This window comes from Kineococcus siccus, assembly GCF_009906795.1.
GTDB lineage: Bacteria > Actinomycetota > Actinomycetes > Actinomycetales > Kineococcaceae > Kineococcus > Kineococcus siccus.
Map to the genome: position 1 here is coordinate 1 of NZ_JAAALN010000038.1, position 24143 is coordinate 24143.

A 24143-nucleotide genomic window follows, 5' to 3' on the forward strand; every position below is an offset into this window, starting at 1 on the left:
CGCCCACCCCGACCACCACCCCCGCCCCGGCGGTCCGGTACGCCAGCGACACCGCCTACCGCGTCGTGCGCAACGGCTGGGGCCCCGTGGAGAAGGACCGCAGCAACGGTGAGCTCGCGGCCGGCGACGGCCGGACCCTGACCGTCGGCGGCCAGACCTTCGCGAAGGGCTTCGGCGTCCACGCCCCGTCCGAGATCGTCGTCCCGGTCGGCGGCGCGTCGACCTTCACGGTCTCGGTCGGGATCGACGCCGAGGTGCGCACCGGCGGGAGCATGGCGTTCCAGGTCTGGAGCGGCAGCGTCAAGCTGGCCGACAGCGGTGTGGTGCGCGGCGGTCAGGCCCCCGTCACGCTGACCGTGGACGTCGCGGGCCGCGGCGAGATCCGCCTCGTCGCCACCGACGGCGGCAACGGGGTCGCCGCCGACCACGGTGACTGGGGCGGCGCGCGCCTGTCCTGAACCGGGCGGTCCCTAAGGACCCTCAGGTGCGGCTGCCGGCGGCCTCGGCCACCGGCAGCACACCCGCGACCTGGAGCAGGCGCCGCCGGTAGTGCTCGTCGCGGTACCGGGCCTCGACCTCGGCCCGGGCCCGGCGGCCCATCTCCGCGTAGTGCGCGGCGCGCGAGGGGTCCAGCACGTCGGCGAGCGCGGCCCGCAGGGCCCCCGCCTCCGGGGGCACGACGACCCCGGTCACCCCGTCCTCGACGTGGTCGCGCACCCCCGGCGCGTCGGTGACGACGACCGGGCGCTCGAGCCACATCGCGTTGAGGTAGGTCTGCTGGCCCGTGCTGCGGCTGGCGAGCTCGAGGGGCAGCACCACGGCCGTCGCCCCGGCCAGCAGGCGCAGGAACCGGTCGTGGCTCACCAGGCCGACCTCGACGCCGGCCGGCAGCGACCGCCCCGGCGACCAGGAGCTCGCGACGACCGTGGGCACGCCGAGGCCGTCGACCGCGCGGACGAGCAGGTCGTAGTCGCGCAGGCTGTTGCCGCCCGAGAACAGGTAGGCGCCGGCCCGCTCGGCGGGTCCCTCGGGCACCGCCCACACCGTGCTCATGAACGGTGTGTGGACCACCTTGCGGGCCGCGACGCCCCAGGTGGCCGGGAACGAGCAGACCTCGTCGGAGGAGAGGACGCACCACGTGACGGCGGGGCCGTCCGCCGCCCGGACCAGCAGCCGCGACAGACCCCGCGCGAGCGGGCCCCCCACACGCGGCAGGGCCCGCTCGACCGCCCGGCTGCCGGGTTCGATCGTCGCGTCGCTCACGACGACCCGGACCCCGCGGCGCAGGCGGCCGAGCAGCACGGCGGCGAGGAGGTCGCGGTAGACCTCGGAGGCGCCCGAGGTGCCGCGCAGCACCACGGCCCGGCGCCCCCGCGAGCGGGTCCAGACGGCCGCGAGCCAGCGGGGCAGGTCGCGGCGGCGGGCGGGCGGGGGCAGCCACTCGACGTGCTCGGGCCAGTCGGCCCCCGCTCCGGGGCCGATCGTCGAGAGGACGGGCAGGGTCGGCACGGGAGCTCCTGGTGGGTCGAGGGCGGGTGCTGCGGCGCCGTCGCCAGCGAGGACGCGGCCATGATGTCGCCCGGCGGAGCCGGTCGTCCACCGTCGCCGGGCCCCGGACGGCGGCATCCCGGGGCCGTCGAGGGGGTACACGGAGGCACCAGTGCCTATACCCTCGGTTGCTGGCCGGTCACCAGCACGACCCCCAGGGCGCTGCGCGACCCTCCACCAGCCCGCCGGCAGAGGAGATCTCCCGTGAACACGCCCTACCCCGCCAGCTCACCGACCACCCCCCTCGCGGCCCTCGCGAAGCGGTGGTACCTCGGCGTCGGCCTCGGGCTGCTCGGCCTCGCCGCCGGCGCCGGCGTCAGCCTCCTGTCCCCCGTGACCTACGTCGGGGAGTCCCGCGTGTCCGTGGGCAGCCAGAGCCTCGACGCGCGCGTCGTCGCGGGGTACTCCCTCGCCTCGCAGCAGCTGGCGGCCGACCTGTCCCGCTACGTCAACGACCAGCAGGCCCAGGGCACCCTGCGCCCCGTGCTGGGCGCGAGCGCCGGCACGGTCGCCGGGGTCGCGGCCTCGCCCATCCCGTCCTCCAGCGTCATCCGCATCGAGGTCACGGGCACCGACGGCGACGCGGCCGCGCGCGCCGCGACGGCCGTCGCCGACTCCCTCGTGCAGCGGGTCAACGGCCTCACCGACACCGCCCCGCAGGACCTCCTCGCCCAGTACACCGCGCTGTCGCAGCAGGTCGCGCAGCTGCAGTCCACCCTCGACACCGCGCAGAGCGACCTCGGCGCCGTGCGCGGCGGCCGCTCCACGCCCGAGGAGGTCGCCGCGGTCCAGCAGCGCGTGACCGACGCGGAGAGCGCGCTCTCGGTGGCCGAGGTGCAGCAGTCGGCCCTGGGCGAGCGGTACCGCAACGCGGTCACCTCGACCCCCTCGGCCGCGGGCCTGGAGCTCATCCAGCCGGGCACGGTCACCTCCGACGACCAGCGCTCCGAGGCCGTGCGCTACGGCCTCGCGGGCCTCGGCGGCGGCCTCGTGCTCGCGCTGGGCCTCGCGACGCTCGCCGAGCGCCGCCGGGCGCAGCGCCGCGCGGCGGGGCGCCGCGACGACGACGACGCCGACCGCACCGCGGCCGCCCCGCGCGTCGACGTGCGTGAGCGCGTGACCGGCCACTGATGGCCGTGCAGGCGACGACGGTCGCGGGCGCCGGGGCCCGCGGCACCGGTCGCGTCCGGCTGCCGGCGTACGTGTGGTGCTTCGTCGGCTCGCTCGTCCTGAGCGTGTTCTCGGGCCGCACGTCCGAGCTGGGCCTGCCGATCGGCCCGGACCGCGTGCTGTTCGGCCTCGGCGGCCTCCTGCTCCTGCTCGACCCGGTCGCGTGGCACGCCCACGGCCGGCTGCGCTGGCGGGCCGTGCACACCGCGATGCTCGCGATGCTCGCGCTCGCGGGGTGGTCCGCGCTGGGCGCCGGGACGCTGACGACCCCCCTGGGCGCCTTCGCGCTGCTGGACCGCCTGCTCGTGCCGTTCCTGCTGTTCTGCCTGGCCCCGGTCGTCTTCGCGACCACGGCCGCCCGCGACCTGCTCCTCAAGGCGCTGACCCTCCTGGGCCTCTACCTCGGCCTCACGGCGGTGTTCGAGTCGCTGGGTCCGCAGAGCCTGGTCTGGCCGCGCTACGTCCTGGACGAGTCCGTCGGCATCAACTTCGGCCGGGCCCGCGGGCCCTTCGTGGCGTCGGAGGCCATGGGCATGGCCCTGGCCGAGTGCGGCTTCGCGGCCGCGCTGGCCGCCGTCCGCTTCCGGACGTGGTGGCGCGTCCTGAGCGTCGTCGTCGTGGGCCTGACGGCCGTCGGCGTCCTGCTCGCCCTGACCCGCTCGGTGTGGGTGGGGACGGCCGTCGGGGTCGTGCTGGCGTGCCTGGCCTCGCGCCGGCTGCGCCGCTGGCTGCCCGCCGTCCTGGGCGCGGCGGCCGTGGCCCTGCTGCTGCTGCTGGCCGTCGTGCCCGGCCTGCAGGACACCGTCGGCGAGCGCGCCGGCACCACCCGCTCGGTCGACGACCGCGCCAACACCAACGCGGCCGCGCTGCGCGTGGTCGACGCGCACCCGCTCACGGGCGTCGGCTGGCTGCGCTTCCTGGACGTCGGCGAGGACTACGTGCGCCAGGCCGACGACTACCCCGTCACCAACGTCAACATCGAGGTCCACAACGTCGTGCTCGGCCGCGCCGCCGAGCTGGGGCTGCCGGGGGCCGCGCTGTGGGTGCTGTGCGCGGCACTCGGCCCCGTGGCCGCGGCGCTGCGCCGGGTCCGGGAGGGCACCGAGGCCGCCCAGTGGCGGCTCGTGGCGATCGCGGCGACGGCCATGTGGCTGTTCCCCGTGATGCTGAGCCCCAACCCCTACCCGCTGCCGAACTTCCTCGTCTGGCTCTTCGCCGGGATCGCGCTGCGGCCGCGGCTCGTGGACCCCGGGCCCGCGGCCGTCGACCTGCGCACGGGCGCCGGCACCCGGAGCGCGTCGTGAGGGTCGCCCCGCGGCGCGCCCTCGCGGCCGCGGCCTACCTCGGCCTCGCGCGGCACCTGCCGTGGTCGCCGCGGCCGGGTGGGCTCGCGGCGCGGCGGGTGCGCGCCCGGCTCGCGCAGTGGATGCTCGACGACTGCGGGCGCGACGTGAACGTCGAGCACGGCGCCTGGTTCGGCTCCGGCAAGGGCGTCGTCCTGGGCGACCGCTCGGACATCGGCATGGACGCCCTCGTCATCGGTCCCGTCGTCATCGGCGCCGACGTGATGATGGGGCCGCGCTGCATCCTCCTCGCCGCGCAGCACGAGACGTCGTCCACCGAGGTGCCCATGAACAAGCAGGGCTTCCGGCCGGACCGGCCGATCATCATCGAGGACGACGTCTGGATCGGCGCGGGGACGACCATCCTGCCCGGGCGCCGGATCGGGACCGGCAGCATCGTCGGGGCGGGGTCCGTCGTCGCGAGCGACGTGCCGCCGTACACGGTCGTCGCGGGCAACCCCGCCCGGCCCGTCCGGCGCCGCCGCTCCAGCGAGGAGGGCCTCGACGTGGCCGTCGAGGCGATCACGCTCGCCTCCGAGGACCTCACCGAGCGCACGCTCACCGAGGGCACCGCCCCCGGGCTCTGAGCCCGGCCCTGCCCGGCGGTCCTGCCCGGCGGTCCTGCCCGGCGGCCCTGCCCGGCGGCCCTGCCCGGCGGTCCCGGCCGGCGGCTCAGCCGCCGGCCGGGCGGCCGTGGTCCTCGGCCACGACCTGCAGGCGGTCCCACGGGAAGCCCGCCAGCACCTGGTAGGACGGGACGCCGGCCATCGTGCGGTCCCAGAACCCCGGGTCGTCCTCGAGCGGCTGCCCGGTCTGGGCCCCGATGTTGACCGCCCCCGCCTGGTCCGTCACGACGAACCCGTAGGTCTGGGCGGAGCGCGCGACCAGGCGCGCCAGCGGCGTCAGCTCCAGGGCGTCGACGTCGACCGCGGGGTCGAGCCGCAACCGGGTGCCCTCGGGCAGCGCGTCGGCGTCGCGGTCGTTGCCGTCGCTGCGCTGCGCGGGCCAGCGCACCCGCGTCCAGTCGGCGGGCTGGAGGATCGCCAGGCCCAGGGCGTGGTTGATCTCCCCGCGGCGCACGTCGTCGACCCAGACGGTGCCCGCCGACATCGCCAGCCCGCTCGCGCTCGCGCCGAAGCCGTCCTCGAACCAGCCGGGGCTCGCCGAGACCCGGTCCAGGCGCCCGCCCCAGCAGGCGCTCCAGCCGCTCGCGGTGCGCTCGACGCGCCACAGCTCCCACAGCTGGTCCGTGGACGGGGAGTGGATGGTGAGCTGACCGTCGGTCCCCGGTGAGGGCGCGGCCCCCGCCGGGATCGGGACGTCCGTGAACTGCCCGCCCTCGCCCAGCAGCCCGGCCGGGACCGAGCCCTTGCGCTGGCAGTCGTCGAAGGCCACGTCGACGCGGGGGGTGTCGGGCCCGGCCGTCCACCAGCTGGCCGTGTACTTGTCGACGTTGAACGACGCGACGCCGCCCCAGTGGTCGGCGACCTGCCGCTCGAGGTCGGCGACCATCGCGGCCGAGCGCGGGTCGACGGGGGCGTCGCTGAGGTCGGTGCGCCACACGCTGCGCGGCCCGAAGGGGTAGTCGGCCGCGACGGGGGCGGGCGCCGGCGGGCCGGGCTCGTCGCGGGCGGAGCGCACGAGCAGCGCGGCCACGACGCAGAGCACCACCGCGGCCGCGGTCGCGACGAGGACGGTGCGGCGGCGCCGTCGTCCGGTCGGGGCCGGCGCGCCCGCGTCAGGAGTACCCGCGTCAGGAGTACCCGCGTCAGGAGTACCCGCGTCGCTCGGGCCTGTGCCGGTCGTGCCGTGGTCGGTGCGCACCGGGTCCGTGCTCCTCCGCGTCGATGACTGCCTGCCGGGACGGTCGTCGCGTCGGTGCGCCGTGCTGCGGGGACGGGCCGGAGGGCACCACCCTCCGGGGTGGTGGCCCTCGTCGTCACGCTCGGTGAGCCCATCACCCGGGTCCGGACCCGTCAGGTCCAGCGGGGCGTCGGGTGCCCACGCGCCGTGAGGTCACACGCTGCGGCATCAGTGTGACCGTCGATCGGGGCGGGGCGCAACCGGTGCGTCACCCAGCGTGGACGACGAGGACCCTCGCCGCGCAACCGGGTGGCAGTGCTCCGGCGTTCGGGGGCCCCCGCTGGAGTCCTGCGGGGATGGGGTCGATCCCTCCTCCATCGACCACGCACCGCCAGCTCGGAGGAAAACACCATGCCCGGTTTCCCGCGCCGCCTCACGGCCGCCCTCGCCACCGCCACCCTGGCGGTCGCGGGCCTCGTCGTGACCGTCGACGCCGCCGCGGCCTCGTCGGGTTCCGTCGTGGCCGGCAAGCGCAGCGTCGGCCGCGCCGTCGGCGCCACGCTGTCCACCGACCGCACCAGCCCGCTGGGTTCGCCGTTCGGCGCCTCCAGCGTCTGGAAGCAGCAGGTGCGCACGGCACCGCTGCACGCGAACTCCGCCGGCATGGTCGCCAACGTCGCGAGCCAGGCGGCGAAGTACTACGGCGGGATCGCCGCCTTCAACGCCTACCGCTACAGCACCAGCGTCTACACGGTGGGCCCGCAGACCCCCCGCGTCGACGTCCGCTGGGAGAACTGCCAGCGCAAGAACCACACGCCCGCCGGCCTGCTCGGCGCCGGCGGGCAGTTCAGCCAGGTCCCCGTCCCCGCCGACGCGGTGCCCGCCGCGGGCACCGACGGGGAACTCACGATCTACTCCCCCGCCACCGACCAGCTGTGGGAGTTCTGGCAGGCCAAGCGCGTGAACGGCAGCTGGCAGGCGTGCTGGGGCGGGCGCATCGACGCGGTGTCGCAGAACCCCGGCTACTTCGCCGGCGGCTTCGGCGCGAGCGCGAGCGGCATGGCCGTCGTGGGCGGCACGATCGGCATCAAGGACGTGCAGTCCGGCTCGATCGAGCACGCGCTCGCCCTCGCCATCCCCGCGCCCGGGAACTGGGACAAGGTCAGCTGGCCGGCGCAGCGCAGCGACGGGTTCGACAAGTCGCCGAACGCCGTGCCCGAGGGCACCCGCCTGCGGCTGGACCCCACCGTGGACGTCGACCGCCTCAAGCTCACGCCCATCGCGAAGATGGTCGCCAAGGCGGCCCAGAAGTACGGGTTCATCGTCACCGACAAGGCCGGCTGCGTCGCCGTGACCGCGGAGAGCCCCGCGGCCGTCATCGCCGCGACGGGCAAGGACCCGTGGAAGCCGCTCATGGGCGGGGTCCCGGACTACAAGATCATGGAAGGGTTCCCGTGGGACCGGCTGCAGGCGCTGCCCGCCCACCACGGCAAGCCCGCCGGCCTGCGCTGAGCCGCTCCCCGCTCGCCGTCGCGGACCACCGCGTCCGGGCCGCGGCGGCCGACCGGGGCGACGGTAGGGTTCCCGCAGATCCCGACGGGCGGGGACGGGAGGACCTGATGACCGGATCGGCGTGGCGCACGTGGCAGGAGCTCATGCGCAGCGACCTGCCGCTGAACCGCACCTCGCGCGAGTCGCTGGCCACCCTGGCGATCTGGCGCATGGGTCAGGTGCTGCACGAGCGGCCCGGCGTCGCGGCGTTCGCGCTGCGGCGCGTCCACGGTGTGCTGGACCAGGTCTGGACCCGCAACACCATCGGCGCGGAACTCCCGCGCAGCGTCGTCGTCGGCCCCGGCATGAAGCTCCCGCACGCGGGGCGCGGCGTCATCGTGCACCCGCAGGCCCGCCTGGGCGCGTCGGTCACGCTGCACCACCGCGTCACCATCGGGGTCCGCAACGCCGGCCGGCCGCCGCACATCGCCGACGGCGTCTACCTCGGGGCGGGGGCGGCCGTCCTCGGGCCCGTGGACCTGGGCCCCGGCTGCAAGATCGGCGCGAACGCCGTGGTCGTCAAGGACGTGCCGGCAGGCGCCACCGTCATCGCCGGTCCGGTGCGGGTGCTGCCGGCGCCGGGGAGCTGACGGGAGAGGAGCTGACGGCGGCAGGGGCCCCCGCGCGCAGCGCCCGGCGGTGCGCGCGCCAGTAGCCCCAGTCGAAGCAGGCCCCGGCGACCGCGACGAACTGCTGCGCGAGCGCGGTCCGCCCGCGGGGCGCCGCCGCGGCCAGCCGCACGACGGCGCGGCCGGAGCGGACGACGAGCCTCGGCGTCGGCAGGGGCTCCGCCATCCGCAGACCCCGGTCCGCCCACCGCACGCGCAGCGCGTGGTGGCTGCCGCCGTAGCGGAAGTTCTGCTCGAGCAGTTCCCGCCAGTCGGTGCGCGGCACCCACTCCAGCAGGACCCGCTCGTCGGCCGCGAGGACGTGCCCGGTCGCCTGCTGCACGCGCCAGCACAGGTCGGCGTCCCCGCCGCTGCGCACCGTCGAGAAACCTCCCACCGCGTCGAAGTCGGCCCGCCGCACGGCCAGGTTGCACGTGGGCAGGTACGGCAGGAAGAACGGGTTCGCGAGGTACTTGTCGAGGGCCGCGAACTGCTGGACCTCCGAGGCGCGCGCCGCCAGGCTCTCGCCGCCCAGGACGCGGGTCTGCGACCCGGCGATCCCGACCTGCGGGTCGGCGAACTGCGCGAGGAGGCCACCCACCCACCCCGGGGTGGGACGGCTGCGCGCGTCGAGGAAGAACACCACGTCCGCGGCGCTCGCGGCGACCCCCGCGTTGCGGGCCGCGTAGGGGCCCGCACCGCCGCTGTGGACCACCGTGACGCCGGGCGTCGGCGGGATCACGGGGGTGGGTGAGTCGTCGACGACGACGATCTCGTCGAGGGCGGTCTCCTGCTGCCGCAGCCCCTCCAGCACGGCCGCGAGCAGGTCGAGGTGGCCGCGCACGGGGAGCACCGCCGCCGTGCGCAGCCGCGGTGCCGCGCCCGGCGCCTCAGGCGCGCCCGACACGCTGCCCCTGCCCGTGCTCCTGCGCCTGCCCCAGGGCGGCGACGCGCGGCTGCGGACGGGTCCCCCGTCGCGCACCGCTGCCCGCGTCCCAGCGGGCGGCGACGTCCAGCAGCCGGGTGCGCCCGAAGCGCCGCGTGCGCGAGACGAACGGGTCGAGCGGCACCGCGCGGGCCCAGTCGGCCAGCGCGGTCCACCACGGGTACGGCGCGAGGGGCCGCAGGTGCTCCAGCGCACGGATCTCCGCGACCATGCGCGCGTGGTAGCGGCGCAGCCCGGCCTGGCGCCGGTGGCTGCCGCTGACCAGGAGCCGCGGATCGGCGACGACGTGACCGCCGGCCGCGACGGCGCGCCAGGACCACTCCTGGTCCTCGCTCGCGACGAGCGTCTCGTCGAAGGGTTCCGCCCGCCAGACCTCGGGGTCCCAGCAGCTCGCGGTGTTCGTGAACCCCCAGTAGCGGTGCTCCGCCAGGTAGGCGGCGTCGGCGTGAAGCGGCGCGGTCAGCGGCCGGTGCACGGCGTCCTCGGCCGCGCCGCACGCGGCCACCGCACCCGCGTCGAGGTGGGCCAGAGCGATCTCGAGCCAGTCCTCGCGGGGCAGGACGGTGTGGCTGGACACCGCGCCGCAGTACCGGCCGCGCGCGGAGGCCGCACCGCGGTTCAGCGCCCGGCCGTAGGAGAACTCGTGCTGCGGGTAGGTGAGGACCTGGTCGGCGCCCGCGCGGGCGATGTCCAGGGTCTCGTCGGTGGACCCGGAGTCCACCACGACGACCTCGGCCGCGACCGTCTGGCGACGGATCGAGGCGAGGGTGTCCGGCAGCGTCGCCGCCGAGTTGCAGGTGCGCACGATCAGGCTGACCGCAGGACTCGTCACGTGAGGGCATCTCCCCTAGTTCGGTGCAGGGTGGTCGTCCGTGGCGGGAGTACGGCTCGTGGTCTCGAGCCCCTCCAGGGTAGCGGGCGCGACCGGGGCGGCCCCGCGCGCGGAGGGGTCGCGGGCGCCGCCGCGGACCTCGCGCAGGCGCCGCACGGCGTGGCCGGACTCCTGGCGCAGCAACGAGATCCACGCCGACGGGCGACGCAGGTGCTCGATGCCGAACTCCTCCGCCTGCCGCCGGGTGACGGGGCGTCCGCGGTCCATCCATGCCCGTCCGGAGTGGTTCTCCCCCGTGCCGATCGTGTAGGCCGCGCCGGGGAAGGGCACGGGTTCCAGGGGCACTCCCGCCGCGGCGAAGTGGGCGACGCTGCGGCGGTGCGACCCCAGGAGGTCGCGGACGAGGAGCGAGCCGAGGCGCCGGGTCAGCTCCTCCTGCGAGGCGTCGAGCCCCGGCAGGTCGGCGGGCAGGTCGTAGGAGGAGTTCGCGACCACCTCCGACGTGCCGCACCACGAGTTGAAGTCGGTGCACGGGGTCATCAGCCCCGTGGCCGCGGAGACCACGAATCCGTCGTCGACGTACCAGCCGCCGCCGCGCCCACCGGCCGCGAGCTCGGCGAGGTGCCGGCTCACGAAGTCGTCGGCGTCGACCTTCATGACGTAGTCGGGCGCGTAGCGCTGCGCGGCCAGGAGGCCCACGGCGAGCTTGGTGCCCTTGTCGGTCAGCACGGCCTCGCGCCCGGTCGTGGGGCCCGCCTCGGCCGAGGGCGGCGGGAAGTCGACCTGGACGAACTCGACGGCCGGTCCGAACTCGCCCTGCGGGACGCGGTTGCAGACGACGACGACGCGGAAGTCGTCGACGGTCTGCCGGCACACGGAGCGCAGCGTGCGGCGCAGCAGCGCCTCGACCTGCGTGTAGTCCCGGGAGTTCTGCGGGTGCCTCACCGAGGTGATGAACACGAGCACGGCGGTGCCTTCCTGGTGCGGGGGGCGGACGGGGCGGCCTCGGTCACCGCACGCGCTCGCTGTCGGGCTGCGGCAGCGTCGTGGTGACGGGGGGGCGCGAGCGGCGGAGCCGGCCGCCGATCGCCGAGCGCCCCTCCCGCACGAACGCACGGACCTCACCGGAGAGGGCGAGCACGGCCCCGGCGTAGACGGGGACCCCGACGGCGACCTGCACTCCGGACTGCAGCCACCCCGTCTCCCGCAGCCACCACGCCTCGACCGCGTACATCGTGCCGCCGCTGAGCGCGGCCGCGACCACGACGGCGGGGATGCCGGCGTAGGACACCCAGGGCAGCCCGCAGACCCGCTTGAGGACGGCCAGCCGGACGGGCCAGACGGCGTACGTGCGCACCAGGCTGGCCACGGCCAGGGCCACGAGCCCGTACTGGGCGAACACGAGGACGGCCGCCACCTGGACCACCGCGAGGACGGCCGAGAGCACGAGGTCGACGCCCGGGCGCCCGAACGCCTGGTAGAGCGAGCGGTCGAAGCTGTTCATCGCCCACGCGAACCCGGACAGGGTGATGATGCCGGCGACGGCCGCCGTCGGCTGCCACTGGGAGCCGAACACCAGCGGGACCAGCGTCCCGCTCGTCTGGCTCGCGACGACGACGATGGGCGCGACGATCGCCGCGGTCGCGGTGAGCACCTTGCGGTACCCGCGCCGCAGCCGCTCCGGGTCGGTCTTGAGCCGCGCGAACACCGGCAGGGTCACGCCCTGCAGCACGGTGACGGTGAGCTCCATGATGATCTGCAGGATCCGCGTCGCGATCGTCCAGTAGCCGAGCAGCACGGCCCCGCCGACCGCCGCGATGATGAACTGCTCACCGCGGTCGCGGAACTGGTTGAGGAAGTTCGCGCCGAGCACCTTCCAGCTGAACGAGAGCATGGTGCGGGCCTCGGCGCGGTCCCAGCCGCGGCTCGGTCGCCAGTCCGACGCGCGCCACAGCAGCACGGACGTCAGCACGCCCAGCGTCAGGCTCTGCGCGACGAGCGCCCAGACGCCCGCACCCGCGAAGGCCAGGACGAGGGCGACCACGGTGCTCGTCAGGCTGGCCACCAGCTGCTGCTGCGCGAGCGTGCGGAACTTCATCTCCCGCGACAGCAGCGCGCCCTGGACGCTCGTGAACCCCGTGACCAGCACGCCGGCCGCGAGGACCATGAGCACGGCCGCGAGGTCCGGTTCGTGGAACAGGGCCGCGATCAGCGGGGCGCCCGCGACGACGAGCCCGGCGCTGACGACGCTCACCACGAGCGAGGTCCAGAACGCCGTGCTGATCGTCTTCTGGCCCAGGTGGACGGCCTGCACGAGGTACGCCGAGAACCCGCCCTCGGTGACCATCTGCAGGACGGCGACGACGGAGGCGGCGAGCGCCACGAGGCCGAAGTCGCTCGGGTCCAGCAGCCGGCTCAGGACCACGAAGGACGCGGTGCCCGCGAGGCGCGAGGCCCACTTCTGCACGGCCGACCAGGAGGCGCCGTTGAGCATGGCGCGCCGCATGGACGGCTGCGGGTCGAGGGTGGGCACGGGGGCCGGGTCGGGGGTGCTCACCGCTCGGCCATCGCGCCGGGCAGCCGCACCGCGGTGGCCGTGGACGGCGTCCCGGCCGTGCCGGTGTCCGTGCCCGTGCCCGTGCCGAGGAGGGCGCGGAGGTCGTCGGCCACGGCGTCCCAGGAGCACCACCCCAGGTCGGGTCGCTCGTCGTCGGCGGGGGCGCCGACGGTGCCCACGAGATCGCGGGCGCCGGGGGCCCCGGCGCTCAGGCGCACCCAGCGCGGACCGCAGCGGCCCTGCAGCTCCTCGAACACCGGGGTGCGCGGCAGCAGCACGGCCCGGCCGACGGACAGGGCGAGCAGCGCGCTGCCCGAGTTGGTGACGCGCGCGTAGGGCAGCACGACGAGGTCGGCCGCGGCGACGGCGGTGGTCAGCTCGGCCTGGGAGAGGTAGCGCGCCTCGAGGTCGATCCGGGGGTCGCGGGCCGCGGCCTCGCGCAGCAGCGCGGCCGTGGCCTCGTCGGCGGGCGCCCCGCGGACCAGCAGCCGCACGTCCGCGCCGGGCACGGAGGCGAAGGCGGTCAGCAGGGCCGTGATCCCCTTGTACGCCTGCAGCTTGCCGAAGACGAGCAGCACGCGCCCGGCCCCGGTGAGCCCCAGCTCCGCGCGCGCCGCCGCGCGCGAGGGCACCGGCCCGAGCACGGGACCGTAGTCGCCGTGCGGGATCACGACGCCCGTCGCGCGCCGGGTCGAGGGCAGCAGGGCCGCCACCTCGGCGGCGCCCGCGGCGGTGAAGCAGTGCACGTGGGTGGCCAGCCGTCCCAGGACGCGCCACATCAGCGTCTCGAGCAGGACGTGCTCGCGGCGGTGCCCGCGGACGTTGTGGACGGTCAGGAGCAGGCGGTGACCGAGCAGGCGCGCCACGAGGCAGAGGCCCAGCAGCCGCAGCAGGCCCGTCGCCGCGGCGGCCCGGCCGCCGCCCAGGCACCACTCCGGCCACTGCAGCTGCACCCAGCCGCGGCCCGCGCGGCGGCGCCGGAGCACCGTCCGCAGCCCGAAGTGCTGCACCCGCCCGCCGGCCGCCCGCACCGCCGCGGTCCACAGGGCCGGGAAGGGGTTGTCGTCCAGCGCGGTGACGTTGAGGAAGACGTCGACGGCACCCGTGCTGCCCGCGCGGCCGGGGGCGGTCACCGGGTCACCGCCGGCAGCTCGGGGCCCGCGGTGGTGCCGAGGCGGGCGCGCACGCGCCGGACGTCCTCGTGCAGGGCCTCGACGAGGGGCGCGACGCCCGCGTGGACGTGCGCGCTGTGCCCGGCGCGGTCGGCCAGCAGCTCCAGCGTGCGCTCCACGACCGCGTCGGCCGTGATGCCGCGCGTGCTGACCGTCCAGTCGCCGCGGCCGATGGAGCGCTGGAAGTCCAGGCACTTGGGCCGGTACTCGATGGCGAGGCTCGGCACCGACACGGCCGAGGCCAGCACGACGGCGTGCAGCCGCTGGCCGACGACCGCACCGCAGCCGCGCAGGTCGTCCAGCAGCTCGACCGTGGTGGCGGGCGTGCGGACCTCGACCGCCCCGGGGCGCTCGACGGCCCGGGCCACGACGCGGCTGGGCGCGACGTCGGCGGGGTGCAGCGCGACGAGGCGCACGCGGCGCCCCTCCCGCACGAGGCGCCGCGCGGCGCCGGCGAGCGCGTCGACGGCGTCCTGCGGCCGGCCGCCCCAGACGTCCTCGGGAACGGCCACGCTGATCGCGACGACGTCCTCCTCGACCGGGGCACCGGGCCGCGGCGCCTCGGCGAACAGCAGCGCGGGGTCGCCGACGACCCGGCTCTCCAGGCCGACCTCGCGCAGCGTCGCCTGTGAGAGCGGCCCGCGCACGGTGACGTCGCCGAAGAGCCCGGGCAGGACCTCCGCCCAGCGGCGCAGCCCGTCCCAGGACGCATGGACGTGCCGGCCGCTGAACTCGGGGTCCTCGACCCCGGCGCCGAGGACGGCCCACGTCGAGGCCCAGCCGGCCCCCTGGTAGTCCTGCACGCGGCGCAGCCAGTCGTCGCGGCCGATGAGGGTCCCGCCGCCGACGAGGACGGGCAGGGCCCGCGCGGGCGGGCCGGAGCGGCGCAGCACCTCGGGCACGTGGTGCACGGGCAGCTGCCGGACGCGCGCCCCCACCGTCCAGCGCTCGTGGGCGTCGAGGATGGCGTCGTCGCCGATGTTGCGCTGCCCCGCGAAGCCCAGGTAGGCGACGCCGGCCCCGTCGGGGCGGCGCAGCGCGGCCGCGTCCCGCGCGACCGCGGGCTGCCGGCGCACCCACTGCGTGGCCCCGCGCAGCCGGGGACGGATCCCGAGTCCCAGCCTCACCACGGCACACGCTCCTCGCCCAGCTCGTCCGACGGTGTCCTGCCGCTGCCGCCCACCGGCAGCGCCCCGCTCCGGCGCGCCACTCAGAGCGCCCCGGCGCTGCGGGCCGCGGGCACGTCCGGCAGCTCGACGCGGCGGTCGTGCACGGTCAGGCCGAGCAGGCGGGCCAGCCGCCGCGCGTTGGTCTCCGGCGCGAACTCCGCGAGCACGCGGGCGCGACCCCGGCGGCCGAGCGCCGCGCGGGTCTGCGGGTCGTCCACGAGGCGCACGAGGGCGTCGGCGACCGCGGCGGCGTCGCCCGGGGCGACGAGGTGGCCGCTCACACCGTCCTCGACGAGCTCGGGGATGCCGGCGACCGGCGTCGTGACGACCGGCAGCTCGGTGGCCATGGCCTCCATGAGCACGACCGGCACGCCCTCGGCGTAGCTCGGCAGGCAGAACACGTCGGCCCAGCGGTACCACGCGGGCAGGTCGTCCTGACCGACCGCACCCAGGAGCCGGACGACCCCGGCGAGACCGCGCTCGTCGACAGTGCGGCGCAGGTCCCCGGCCAGCGGCCCGGCGCCCACGACGGCCACCTCGACGCGGCGGTCGCGGGCCAGGACGCGCTGCACGGCGTCGAGCAGGACGTCGGGACCCTTCTCGGGCACGAGCCGGCCGACGAACAGGACGCGCACGGCGCCCTCGTCGCGCCCGGCGCGCAGGTCGGCGTCGGCGGGGAAGCGGTCGGGGTCCACGGCCATCCGCACGATCGCCGTCCGCGCGCCCGTCCCGGCGGGCACGAGGGCCGCCAGCTCGGCGCGGCAGTACTCGCTGATGCAGGCGATCGCGTCGGCGGAGCGGACCTTGGCCGCGAGGTCGAAGGCGACCGGATCGGCGAACTCGGTGGGGCCGTGCATGCTGAAGCTCCAGCGCCAGCCGGCGCCCGGACCGTCCGCGGCCCGTCCGAGGCGGGCCACCAGGCGCGCGACGTCGGCGCCGTTGTTCGCGAAGTGGACGTGCACGTGGCGCAGTCCCCGGCGGACCAGCTCGGCGCGCAGCGTGACGGCCTCGGCGAAGTAGAAGACCTGCCACACGCGCGCCCGCGGGGTGCGGGGGCCGCTGCCGAGCGCGCCCACCAGGGTGCGGGCCCACGCGACGGGGTGGCGGGCGAGGAGGCCGAGCTGGGCCCGCGCGTGGTCGGCGAGCGGACGCCCGAGCAGGGTCGTGGTGCGGGCGGCCTCGGTGCGCATGGTCTGCGACAGCAGCTCCGCGGGCTGCGACGCGCGCACCGAGAAGGTGTGGACGTCGACGCCGAGGGCGCGCAGCGCGAGGACCTCGCGCTCGATGAACGCGTGCGAGACGGCGGGGTAGTGGCTCACCAGGTAGGCGACGCCGGACTGCGGGGCGGTGGGCGTGGCGGTGTGCGCCACAGGCAGCTCCTCATGTCGGGTGTGGTCGGCGGGTCTCGCACCGTCGGTCACCCTTGGCCATCGCGAGCACGCGCAGTGTAGCTACATCACCAGCGGGGCGGGAGGTCCCGCAGCCCCCGGTCGTCACCGGGGGCGGTGGCTCACCGGCGACGACCGGCCAGCACCGACCGCGTCAGCAGCCCCGCCGCGTACGGCAGGTCGTGCACGAGGTAGCGCTTCGCCATCCGGCGCGGTTCCATCGCGAGGCGGTGCACCCACTCCAGGCCGCTGCGCTGGATCCACTCGGGTGCGCGCGAGACCTCGCCGGCGACCATGGTCAGGGTGCCCCCGCACCCGATGAACCACGTCTGCGGCAGGTGCTCGCGCAACCGGACCATGAGCTTCTCCTGCTTGGGGAAGCCCAGGGCCACGAAGACGAGGTCCGGCTTCGCCTCGACGACCGCCTCGACGGTGTCGCGGAGCTGGGCGTCGTCGGCCTCGAAGCCGAAGGGCGGGCAGTCCCACCCGGCGATGCCCAGGTCGGCCACCTCCTCCTGCAACCGCTGCGCTGCCCGCTCGGCGATCCCCTCCGCGCCGCCGAGCAGGTAGAGCGAGCGGTCGGTGGCCGCGGCGGCCCTCGACAGCGACCAGATGAGCGAGGAACCCGTCACGCGCTCGGGCAGCTCCTCGCCGCGCAGCCGGCTGGCCCAGACGATGGGCATGCCGTCGGGCACGACCAGCTCGGCCTGCTCCGCGAGCTCGCGCAGCTGCGGCCTCCGCAGCTGGCGGAGGATGTCGACGTTCGGCGTGATGAGGTTGCCCCCCTCGCCGCGGGCGAGCGCCTCGAAGACGTGCGCGACGACCTCGTGCTCGCGCAGCGCGTCGAAGGCCACGTCGTCGATCGTCACCTGGGCGTGCGGGCTGCGGTCGACGTCGAGGCGGTCGGTGATGTCCGTCGCACCTGGCGATCGCCTGGTGACGGTCGGTAGCGAGGCCAGGGAACGCCGCGCCGGGGAGTCGAGAGCCATGAGATCTCCTGAGGTCGACCGGTCGCTCACCGCGTCGAGGTGTCCCGCTGCCAGGCAGTGGACTGCCTGCGGCGCGCGGAGACCCTGGACGCGGTGGTGACGGCGGTGTAGACGACGAACGACGGGATCAGGCGGGGTCGCACCATCGCGAGCCGCAGGAGTGCGGTGGTCGTGCTCGAGGTGGTCCGCCCGAAGCGGCGTCCTCCCCCGTCGGTGCTCTCGCCTGGACCGCTCGGGTCCGTGCGCCCCCCGGCGCCGTCGGTGTCGTTCGGGGTGCGCACGAGGTCGTCGACCTCGCGCCCACCCAGCTCCGCGTTGCCGCGGGCGGTCCTGGTGCGCACCTTGAGCAGGTTGCGCAGGTCGCGGGGTGCGGCGACGACGAACTCGCCGCCGGACACCGCGCGCTCGTCCGGCGAGAACATCCGCTGGACGAAGAGGTCGTCGCTCGTGACGCGCGGGAAGTCCCCGAAGCGCGCCCGGCCCGCCGCCGACATCCCGTACACGCCGAGGCCGACGAGGCCCTCGCGCACGTACGGGAGCTCGCGGTAGGCCGCGTAGAAGGCGCGGACCGGCCACGAGGACCGCGAGGTGTCGAACACGACGCGCGGCGAGGCCACGAGCACGCCGTCGCGGCGCAGGGTGGCGGCCAGCGCCTCGAGCGTGCCGGGCGTCAGGCGGATGTCCGCGTCGAGGTAGACGCGCGGGAAGGCCGTCGCGGCCACGTCACCGGCGCTCAGCGCGGCCGCCTTGGACGGCTCGGCGAGCTCGACGACGCGCACGCCGGCCGCGCGCGCCACGTCGGCGGTCGCGTCCGTGCAGCCGTTGGCGACCACGACGACGTCGGGGACCTCGCGGCCGGCCGCGGCCGCGAGCGCGGCCAGCGAGGCGCCGAGCGTGCGCGCCTCGTCGTGAGCCGGGACGACCACGGAGAGGGTCGCGGCCGGAGCGGCGGCGGCGGTGGTGACCACCGCGTCCTCGTCGGTGGAGGCGTCGAGCACGTGCGTGTCCGGCGCGGTCATCCCTCCACCTCTCCGTCCGACGGGCCCGCTGTTCGGCCCAGTTCCGTCACTTCAGGTCACGCTTCGATGCGAATGGTAGCCAGACACCGCCCGAACGGCGCAACCCTCGACCGCCGCGGATCGTGCGGTCCCGGTCACGACTGCTCGCGATCAGTACGCTCCGCGGCCCGTGAGGACCGCCCGGGCGGTCTTCGCGAGGATGACCGCGTCGAAGGCCGGCGACCAGTTCTCGACGTACTGCAGGTCCAGCCGCGTGGACTCGTCGAGGTCGAGGTCCGAGCGCCCGCTGACCTGCCACAGGCCCGTCAGGCCCGGCTTGACCAGCAGCCGGCGGCGCAGGTCGGAGCCGTACTCCGCCACCTCGCGGGGCAGCGGCGGACGCGGCCCGACGAGCGACATGTCGCCCTTCAGGACGTTGATCAGCTGGGGCAGCTCGTCGAGGGAGTAGCGGCGCAGCGCCGCCCCGACGCGCGTCACCCGGGGGTCGCGCTTCATCTTGAAGAGCAGCCCGTTGCCGTCGTCGTCCTCGCGCAGGTCGATGAGCAGGCGCTCCGCGTCGGTGACCATCGAGCGGAACTTGTACATCGTGAACTCGACGCCGTCGCGGCCCGTGCGGCGCTGCCGGAAGAACGCCGGACCCTTGCTGTCGCAGCGGATGAGGACGGCGATGAGCAGGAACAGCGGGCTCAGCAGCGCGAGGGAGAGGGCCGCGGCGCCGCGGTCGAGGGTCGCCTTGCCGACGTGGCGCAGGCCCCGCAGCTCGGGGCGGTCGACGTGCAGCAGGGGCAGCCCGGACACGGGCCGGATCACGACGCGGGGGCCGACGACGTCGGTGAGCGCGGGGGCGACGACGAGGTCGGCGCGGGTGTCCTCGAGCTCCCAGCCGAGGCGGCGCAGCACCGGGCCGTCCAGCTCGGGGCAGGTGAGGGTGGCGACCACGTCGGCGTCGGTGCGCCGCACGACGTCGGCGATCTCCTCGAGCGTGCCGAGGACCGGGATGCCCAGCGCCTCCAGCTCGGGCGAGGTGCGCCCGTCGGGCGTGCAGGCCGCGTCGACGCGCAGGCCGTGGTCGGTCTGCCGGCGAACCTGGCGGGCCAGCGCGGCCACGGCCCGGGCGTGCCCGGCGACGACGGTGGCCTGCATGCAGCGTCCCGCCGCGCGGCGGGTGTGCAGGTACCAGCGGGCGCCCAGGCGGGCCGCGACGGTCAGCAGCCCGGCGACGGGCAGCGCCACGACGACGAAGCCGCGCGCGACGTCGAGCTGGAAGGCCCAGGAACCGGTGCCGACGAGCGCGACGATCGTCGTCCCGGCCAGCAGCACCCGCTGGAACTCCTCGGAGCCGACGCCCAGGAAGCGGTGCTCGTAGGCGCGGAAGAGCGCCATCACGCTCACCCACAGCGGGGGCAGGAGGATCATGGTCCACGCCACCGAGAGGCCGCTGAGCGAGGTGTCGCGCAGCGGGGCGGCGCCGCCGAAGCGGACGGCCCAGCCGATCAGCGCGCCCAGCAGGGCGGCGAGCGCGTCGGTGACGACGATCGTGCGCACGTACTCGCGCTGCCAGGCGGGCCGCCGCGGGGCGGGCCGCGACGCCAGGCCCACGATCGGCCCCGCGCTCGGGCCGCCGGTGCGGCGGCGCGAGAGGGGCAGGAACGGGTCGTGGGCGCGGGTCGCGGTCGACGGGCTCCCGTCGATGACCCGGCGCTGCTGGACGGGCAGGACCCGGACTTCCTCTGCGGCCATGCGTCTCCTCCGGTGGGTCGGACGATCTGGTGGTGGACCCACGACGGTGTGAGGCGCGCTTCCCCGTTCGGATCAACGACCAGCACGGAGGAGTGAGCTTGCGTCGCCCATGGTAGCGGGGGGTCACCCGTTCGCCGCAAGCCCCGCACACCGCCGGCACAGGAGATCACCGCAGCGTCACCGCGGCGCGGCACAGCGTCAAGAACGACGAAGGGCCCCGCCGGTGTCCCGGCGGGGCCCTTCGGTCCCGGGTGGAGCTGAGGGGATTCGAACCCCTGACCCCCTCGTTGCGAACGAGGTGCGCTACCAGCTGCGCCACAGCCCCTCTGCAGGTCCTCGAGCGAGGCCCCTGAAGGCGTGTCCGAGGTTAGCAGGTGGTGCGGGCCGCACCGCACCACCGGCCGGTCCTGCACCACCGGCTCACTCGTTGACGGCCCGGACGCCCTCGCGCAGGTCGATGAGGACCGTGGGCGTCTCGTCCGGGACGGCCCGCACGGTCGGGGCCGGGGCCGGCGCCGGCCGCTCGGGCGCCCTGGGCTTGAGCAGGTAGGTGGGCAGCGGCACCGCGACGGGGTCCCAGGAGCCGTCCCGCGCGGGGGGTGCCGCGACGGCCGCCGGGGCGGGCTCGCGCTGCGCGGGCAGGACCGTCGTGACGTCGGGGACGGCGACGGCGGGCGCCGGCGCCGTCACGACCGGCGCGGGAGCCGCGTCGACGCGCGCCGCGACGGTCGCCACCGGCGCGGTGCGCGCCGCGCCGTGGCGGGCCAGCGCCGCGAGGACGAGGACCAGCGCGAGCGCGGGCACGGCGGCGAGGACACCCGGCAGCAGCCCGAGCGCGCCGGCCGTCGCTGCGGCGGCGGACAGCGCGAGCAGCGCCAGCACGAGCCGGCGGCGGCGGCGCACGACGGCGGTGCGGCCGCCGGTGGCGGGCAGGACGGTTCGTCCCACCGGCTGGGCGCCCGACGCCTCGAGCGGGGCGGTGGGCAGCGCGCGGGCGGTGGGCAGCGCGCGGGCGGTCCCGGGCGCGCCGAGGACCCGGCGGCTCGAGGGTTCCAGCGCCGGCGCCGCCACCCTCGCCGCGACCGCCGGGAGCGGGGCGGCCCCGCCGCGCCGCACGACGACGCGCAACGCCGCGGAGTCCCGGTCGGCGATCCGCGCGGAGGCCGTCCGCCGCCGGCGCTTGATGGCGCCGGGCACCAGGAAGGCGGCCCAGAGGCCGATGATGACGAGGAAGATGGAACTGCTGGCGTGCACGGACAGCAACGGTAGGGCTCAGCCGCGTGGGCGCCGACCACCGCGCCGGTGTGTTGCGGCGCGGGCTTGCGCGGAACTCGCCGACGGGTCGCCCGGCCGGGCGGCTCGGTGCGGCGTCATCGCCTGGCGCGCAGCGCTTCGTAGCGGCTGAGCAGGCCCTCGGGAACCTCGTCGGTCGTGATGGCGAACGTGCGGTGGTCGCGCCACGCGCCGTCGATGTGCAGGAACTTCTCGCGCAGTCCCTCGTCGCGCAGCCCGAGCTTCTCCGCCACCCGCAGCGACGCCGCGTTCTCGGGACGGATGTTCACCTCGAGGCGGTGCAGCCGCAGCGCGCGGAAGCAGTGGTCGCCCACCAGGGCGAGCGCGAGCGGGATGGTGCCGCGGCCGGCCACGCGCTGGTCGACCCAGTACCCGACGTGGGCCGAGCGCAGGGAACCCCACGTGATGCCCGAGACCGTGATCTGCCCGACCAGGCGGCCGTCGAGCTCGACGACGAACGGCAGCATCCGCCCGGCCCGCGCCTCGCGCGTGAAGCTGCGGACCATCTGCCCGAACGTGGGCGGCGGACCGGAGGCGTCGGGGCTCGTCGCCTCCCACGGGCGCAACCAGGTGGCGTTCGCGGCCCGCACCGCGCGCCAGGCGGCGGCGTCGCGGCGCCGCAGCGGCCGCAGCAGGACCGCGCCGTGGCGCAGCTCCACGGGCCACTCGGGCATCACGACGGTCCGCCGCCGGGCCGGTGGTCCGCGCCGCGCACCTGCTCGACCGCGTGGGTGAGGAACCCGGCGAGCACCGCGACGCCGTCGCGGGCGCCGCCGGTCGACCCGGGCAGGTTCACGACGACCGTGCGCCCGGCCACCCCGGCCAGCCCGCGGGACAGGGCGGCCGTCGGCACGCCCTTCGCCGTGCCGGCGGCGCGGACCGCCTCCGGGATGCCCGGGACCTCGTAGTCGAGGACCCGGCGGGTGCGCTCGGGCGTGAGGTCGAGCGGGCTCAGCCCCGTGCCCCCGCTGGTCACCACGACGTCGTAGCCCGCCGCGACCGCGTCGCGCAGCGCCTCCTCGACGGGGTCGCCGTCGGCGACCACGAGGGGGCCGTCGACCGCGAAGCCCAGGGCGCGCAGGCCGTCGGCGACGACCGGGCCCGAGGTGTCGGCGTAGACGCCCGCGGACGCGCGGTTCGAGACGGTCACGACGAGCGCGGAGCGCTCGGGGGCGCCCGCGCGCCCGGCGACGTGCGGCCCGCTCGGCTCAGTCATCGACGCTCCAGTCCCCCGACCGCCCACCGCTCTTCGCGGTGACCCGGATGCCCGTGATGGTGGTCCGCTTGTCGACGGCCTTGACCATGTCCACGAAGGTGAGGGCGGCGACGCTCACGCACGTCAGCGCCTCCATCTCCACGCCCGTGCGGTCGGCCGTGCGCACGAGGGCGCGGACGACGACGCCCGGGCTGGCCGGGCGCTCGTCCACCACGATGTCGACCTCCACGGCGTGCACCGCCACAGGATGCGCCAGCGGCACGAGGTCCGGGGTGCGTTTGGCCGCCTGCAGCCCCGCGATGCGGGCCACCGCGAGCGCGTCGCCCTTGGGCAGCCCCCCGGCGCCCAGCAGCGCGACGACCTCGGCGGAGCAGTCGACCCGCCCCTCGGCCCGCGCCTCGCGCACCGTCACGGCCTTGGCGGAGACGTCCACCACCCGCGCGCGGCCCGCCGCGTCCAGGTGGGTGAGGCGCTGCGGCGCAACGCCTCCCGAGTCCTGGTCTCCCGGGTCCTGGTCTCCCGGGTCCTGGTCTCCCGGCTGCGGGCCGGTCACGCCAGCGCCTGCGGCAACGGCCCCAGGAGCAGGCACTCGACGTCGTCGCCGACCTCGACGCGGGACACCCCGACGCCGACGACCGCGAGGCAGGTGGCGTGCGCGAGCGCCGTGACGAGGTGCGAGCCGTGCCCCGACACCGGGCGCACGAGCAGCCGCCCGTCGGCGTCGCGGCGCCAGGACGCCCGCACGTACTGCTCCTTGCCGGGCGGCGACGACCAGCCCTCCTCGGCCGTGCACCGCACGCGCGGGCGCTGCGAGTCCGGGCCGACGGCCCCGAGCATCCGGCGCAGCGCGGGCCGGACGAAGACCTCGAAGGAGACGAACGCGCTGACGGGGTTGCCCGGCAGGGTGAAGACGGGGATGCGCTGCTCCCCCAGCACCCCGGCGCCCTGGGGCATCCCCGGCTGCATCGCGACCCGCGTGAAGGTGACGTCGGAGGTGGCCGACAGCACCTCCTTGACGGTGTCGTAGGCGCCCTCGCTCACCCCGCCGGAGGTGACGACGACGTCGGCGCGCACCAGCTGGTCGTCGAGCACGGCCGTGAGCTCGGCGGGGTCGTCGGCCACGACGCCCACGCGGTAGGCCAGGGCGCCGACGTCCTCGGCGGCCGCGGTGAGCAGGTAGCCGTTGGCGTCGTGCAGCTGCCCGTGACCCAGGGCGGCGCCGGGTTCGACGACCTCGGTGCCCGTGGACACGACGACGACGCGGGGCCGCGGGCGCACGCGCACGCGCGCCCGGCCGACCGCCGCCAGCACGCCGATGTGGCGGGGCTCCAGGCGCGTGCCCGCCTCCACGACCACCGTGCCCGCGGCGACGTCCTCCCCCGCCCGCCGCAGGTGCTGCCCGGGCTGCGGGACCTTGCGGACGAGGACCTGGGAGACGCCCCGGTCGGTCCACTCGACGGGCACGACCGCCTCGGTGCCCGTGGGCAGCGGGGCCCCGGTCATGATCCGCGCCGTCGTGCCCGAGGTCAGCCGCACGGGGTGGGTGGCCCCCGCCGCGATGTCCGCGACGACGGGCAGCCGGACGGGAGCGTCCTCGGCGGCCCCCTCCACGTCGCGCAGCTTCACGGCGTAGCCGTCCATGCCGGAGTTGTCGAAGGCCGGCAGCGCGCGCGGCGAGACGACGTCCTCGGCCAGCACGCAGCCGAGCGCGTCGCGCAGCGCCACGTCCAGCGGGGACAGCGGGCGCACCAGCTCCAGGCAGGCCGCCAGGTGCTGGGCGACCGGGACCAGACCCCCGC

23 protein-coding genes and 1 tRNA gene are annotated in these 24143 nt (G+C 76.4%); 6 read left to right on the top strand and 18 right to left on the bottom strand.

Features of this window, described 5'->3' with window-relative positions; all coding sequences use genetic code 11:
- Nucleotides 1-458, top strand: a 458-nt coding sequence (locus tag GTR02_RS06795; RefSeq protein ID WP_205708777.1) for an NPCBM/NEW2 domain-containing protein, incomplete at its 5' end; no start/stop codon positions are given.
- Between the two features lie 22 nt (nt 459-480).
- On the opposite strand, the gene GTR02_RS06800 is transcribed toward GTR02_RS06795, so the two are convergent.
- Nucleotides 481-1509 (bottom strand): glycosyltransferase, encoded by a 1029-nt coding sequence (locus tag GTR02_RS06800; RefSeq protein ID WP_166606727.1) that lies wholly within the window; start codon nt 1507-1509, stop codon nt 481-483.
- Between the two features lie 243 nt (nt 1510-1752).
- Here GTR02_RS06800 and GTR02_RS06805 point away from each other — a divergent pair, with 243 nt between their 5' ends.
- From GTR02_RS06805 to GTR02_RS24245, 3 genes are read left to right on the top strand one after another with little or no spacing between them, the layout of a single operon-like run.
- On the top strand, nt 1753-2679 hold the full coding sequence (locus tag GTR02_RS06805) for a hypothetical protein (RefSeq protein ID WP_166606728.1): 927 nt from the start codon (nt 1753-1755) through the stop codon (nt 2677-2679).
- Nucleotides 2679-4022, top strand: a complete 1344-nt coding sequence (locus GTR02_RS06810; RefSeq protein WP_166606729.1) for an O-antigen ligase family protein — start codon at nt 2679-2681, stop codon at nt 4020-4022. The genes GTR02_RS06805 and GTR02_RS06810 overlap by 1 nt, the downstream gene beginning before the upstream one ends.
- Nucleotides 4019-4648, top strand: coding sequence for a DapH/DapD/GlmU-related protein (locus GTR02_RS24245; RefSeq protein WP_205708778.1), 630 nt, complete (start codon nt 4019-4021; stop codon nt 4646-4648). The genes GTR02_RS06810 and GTR02_RS24245 overlap by 4 nt, the downstream gene beginning before the upstream one ends.
- 85 nt (nt 4649-4733) lie before the next feature.
- On the opposite strand, the gene GTR02_RS06820 is transcribed toward GTR02_RS24245, so the two are convergent.
- Complete coding sequence (locus GTR02_RS06820; protein ID WP_205708779.1) at nt 4734-5885, bottom strand: hypothetical protein; 1152 nt, start codon at nt 5883-5885, stop codon at nt 4734-4736.
- A 390-nt stretch (nt 5886-6275) separates the two neighbouring features.
- Between GTR02_RS06820 and GTR02_RS06825 the strand changes: the two genes are divergently transcribed.
- Together GTR02_RS06825 and GTR02_RS06830 are read left to right on the top strand one after the other, a co-directional pair.
- The gene (locus GTR02_RS06825) at nt 6276-7376 is read left to right on the top strand and encodes a DUF4124 domain-containing protein (RefSeq protein ID WP_166606731.1); all 1101 of its coding nucleotides are present in this window, start codon (nt 6276-6278) and stop codon (nt 7374-7376) included.
- A 107-nt stretch (nt 7377-7483) separates the two neighbouring features.
- On the top strand, nt 7484-8005 hold the full coding sequence (locus GTR02_RS06830; protein ID WP_166606732.1) for a serine acetyltransferase: 522 nt from the start codon (nt 7484-7486) through the stop codon (nt 8003-8005).
- On the opposite strand, the gene GTR02_RS06835 is transcribed toward GTR02_RS06830, so the two are convergent.
- The 16 genes from GTR02_RS06835 to glp form a co-directional block, all read right to left on the bottom strand.
- Complete coding sequence (locus GTR02_RS06835; protein WP_166606733.1) at nt 7962-8930, bottom strand: glycosyltransferase; 969 nt, start codon at nt 8928-8930, stop codon at nt 7962-7964. The two genes, GTR02_RS06830 and GTR02_RS06835, sit on opposite strands and share 44 nt — an antisense overlap.
- A complete protein-coding gene (locus GTR02_RS06840) occupies nt 8914-9801 on the bottom strand; it encodes a glycosyltransferase (RefSeq protein ID WP_166606734.1) in 888 nt (295 codons plus the stop codon). The genes GTR02_RS06835 and GTR02_RS06840 overlap by 17 nt, the downstream gene beginning before the upstream one ends.
- 15 nt (nt 9802-9816) lie before the next feature.
- Complete coding sequence (locus GTR02_RS06845; RefSeq protein WP_205708780.1) at nt 9817-10746, bottom strand: glycosyltransferase family A protein; 930 nt, start codon at nt 10744-10746, stop codon at nt 9817-9819.
- A 64-nt stretch (nt 10747-10810) separates the two neighbouring features.
- Complete coding sequence (locus GTR02_RS06850; RefSeq protein WP_166606736.1) at nt 10811-12358, bottom strand: oligosaccharide flippase family protein; 1548 nt, start codon at nt 12356-12358, stop codon at nt 10811-10813.
- Nucleotides 12355-13491 carry a glycosyltransferase gene (locus tag GTR02_RS06855; protein ID WP_166606737.1) on the bottom strand — a complete coding sequence of 379 codons (1137 nt, stop codon included), beginning with the start codon at nt 13489-13491 and terminating at the stop codon, nt 12355-12357. Before GTR02_RS06855 ends, GTR02_RS06850 begins: the two co-directional genes overlap by 4 nt.
- On the bottom strand, nt 13488-14660 hold the full coding sequence (locus tag GTR02_RS06860) for a polysaccharide pyruvyl transferase family protein (protein ID WP_166606738.1): 1173 nt from the start codon (nt 14658-14660) through the stop codon (nt 13488-13490). Before GTR02_RS06860 ends, GTR02_RS06855 begins: the two co-directional genes overlap by 4 nt.
- Before the next feature lie 80 nt (nt 14661-14740).
- Nucleotides 14741-16069 carry a glycosyltransferase gene (locus GTR02_RS24250; protein ID WP_166606739.1) on the bottom strand — a complete coding sequence of 443 codons (1329 nt, stop codon included), beginning with the start codon at nt 16067-16069 and terminating at the stop codon, nt 14741-14743.
- Nucleotides 16070-16209: 140 nt separating this feature from the next.
- A complete protein-coding gene (locus GTR02_RS06870) occupies nt 16210-17076 on the bottom strand; it encodes a WecB/TagA/CpsF family glycosyltransferase (protein ID WP_166606740.1) in 867 nt (288 codons plus the stop codon).
- 26 nt (nt 17077-17102) lie between these two features.
- Nucleotides 17103-18095: a glycosyltransferase gene (locus GTR02_RS06875; protein ID WP_166606741.1), complete on the bottom strand. Its 993-nt coding sequence runs from the start codon at nt 18093-18095 to the stop codon at nt 17103-17105.
- A gap of 150 nt (nt 18096-18245) precedes the next feature.
- Entirely contained in the window at nt 18246-19835 is a 1590-nt protein-coding gene (locus tag GTR02_RS06880; RefSeq protein WP_166606742.1) for a sugar transferase, read from the bottom strand.
- A gap of 252 nt (nt 19836-20087) precedes the next feature.
- Nucleotides 20088-20160, bottom strand: a tRNA-Ala gene (locus GTR02_RS06885).
- Nucleotides 20161-20255: 95 nt separating this feature from the next.
- Entirely contained in the window at nt 20256-21089 is an 834-nt protein-coding gene (locus tag GTR02_RS06890; RefSeq protein ID WP_166606743.1) for a hypothetical protein, read from the bottom strand.
- Between the two features lie 116 nt (nt 21090-21205).
- On the bottom strand, nt 21206-21805 hold the full coding sequence (locus GTR02_RS06895) for a GNAT family N-acetyltransferase (protein ID WP_166606744.1): 600 nt from the start codon (nt 21803-21805) through the stop codon (nt 21206-21208).
- Nucleotides 21802-22344 (bottom strand): MogA/MoaB family molybdenum cofactor biosynthesis protein, encoded by a 543-nt coding sequence (locus GTR02_RS06900; RefSeq protein WP_166606745.1) that lies wholly within the window; start codon nt 22342-22344, stop codon nt 21802-21804. The genes GTR02_RS06895 and GTR02_RS06900 overlap by 4 nt, the downstream gene beginning before the upstream one ends.
- Nucleotides 22337-22897 (bottom strand): cyclic pyranopterin monophosphate synthase MoaC, encoded by a 561-nt coding sequence (gene moaC, locus GTR02_RS06905; RefSeq protein WP_166606746.1) that lies wholly within the window; start codon nt 22895-22897, stop codon nt 22337-22339. The genes GTR02_RS06900 and moaC overlap by 8 nt, the downstream gene beginning before the upstream one ends.
- Nucleotides 22894-24135, bottom strand: coding sequence for a molybdotransferase-like divisome protein Glp (glp, locus tag GTR02_RS06910; RefSeq protein WP_166606748.1), 1242 nt, complete (start codon nt 24133-24135; stop codon nt 22894-22896). The genes moaC and glp overlap by 4 nt, the downstream gene beginning before the upstream one ends.
- Nucleotides 24136-24143: the final 8 nt, after the last annotated feature.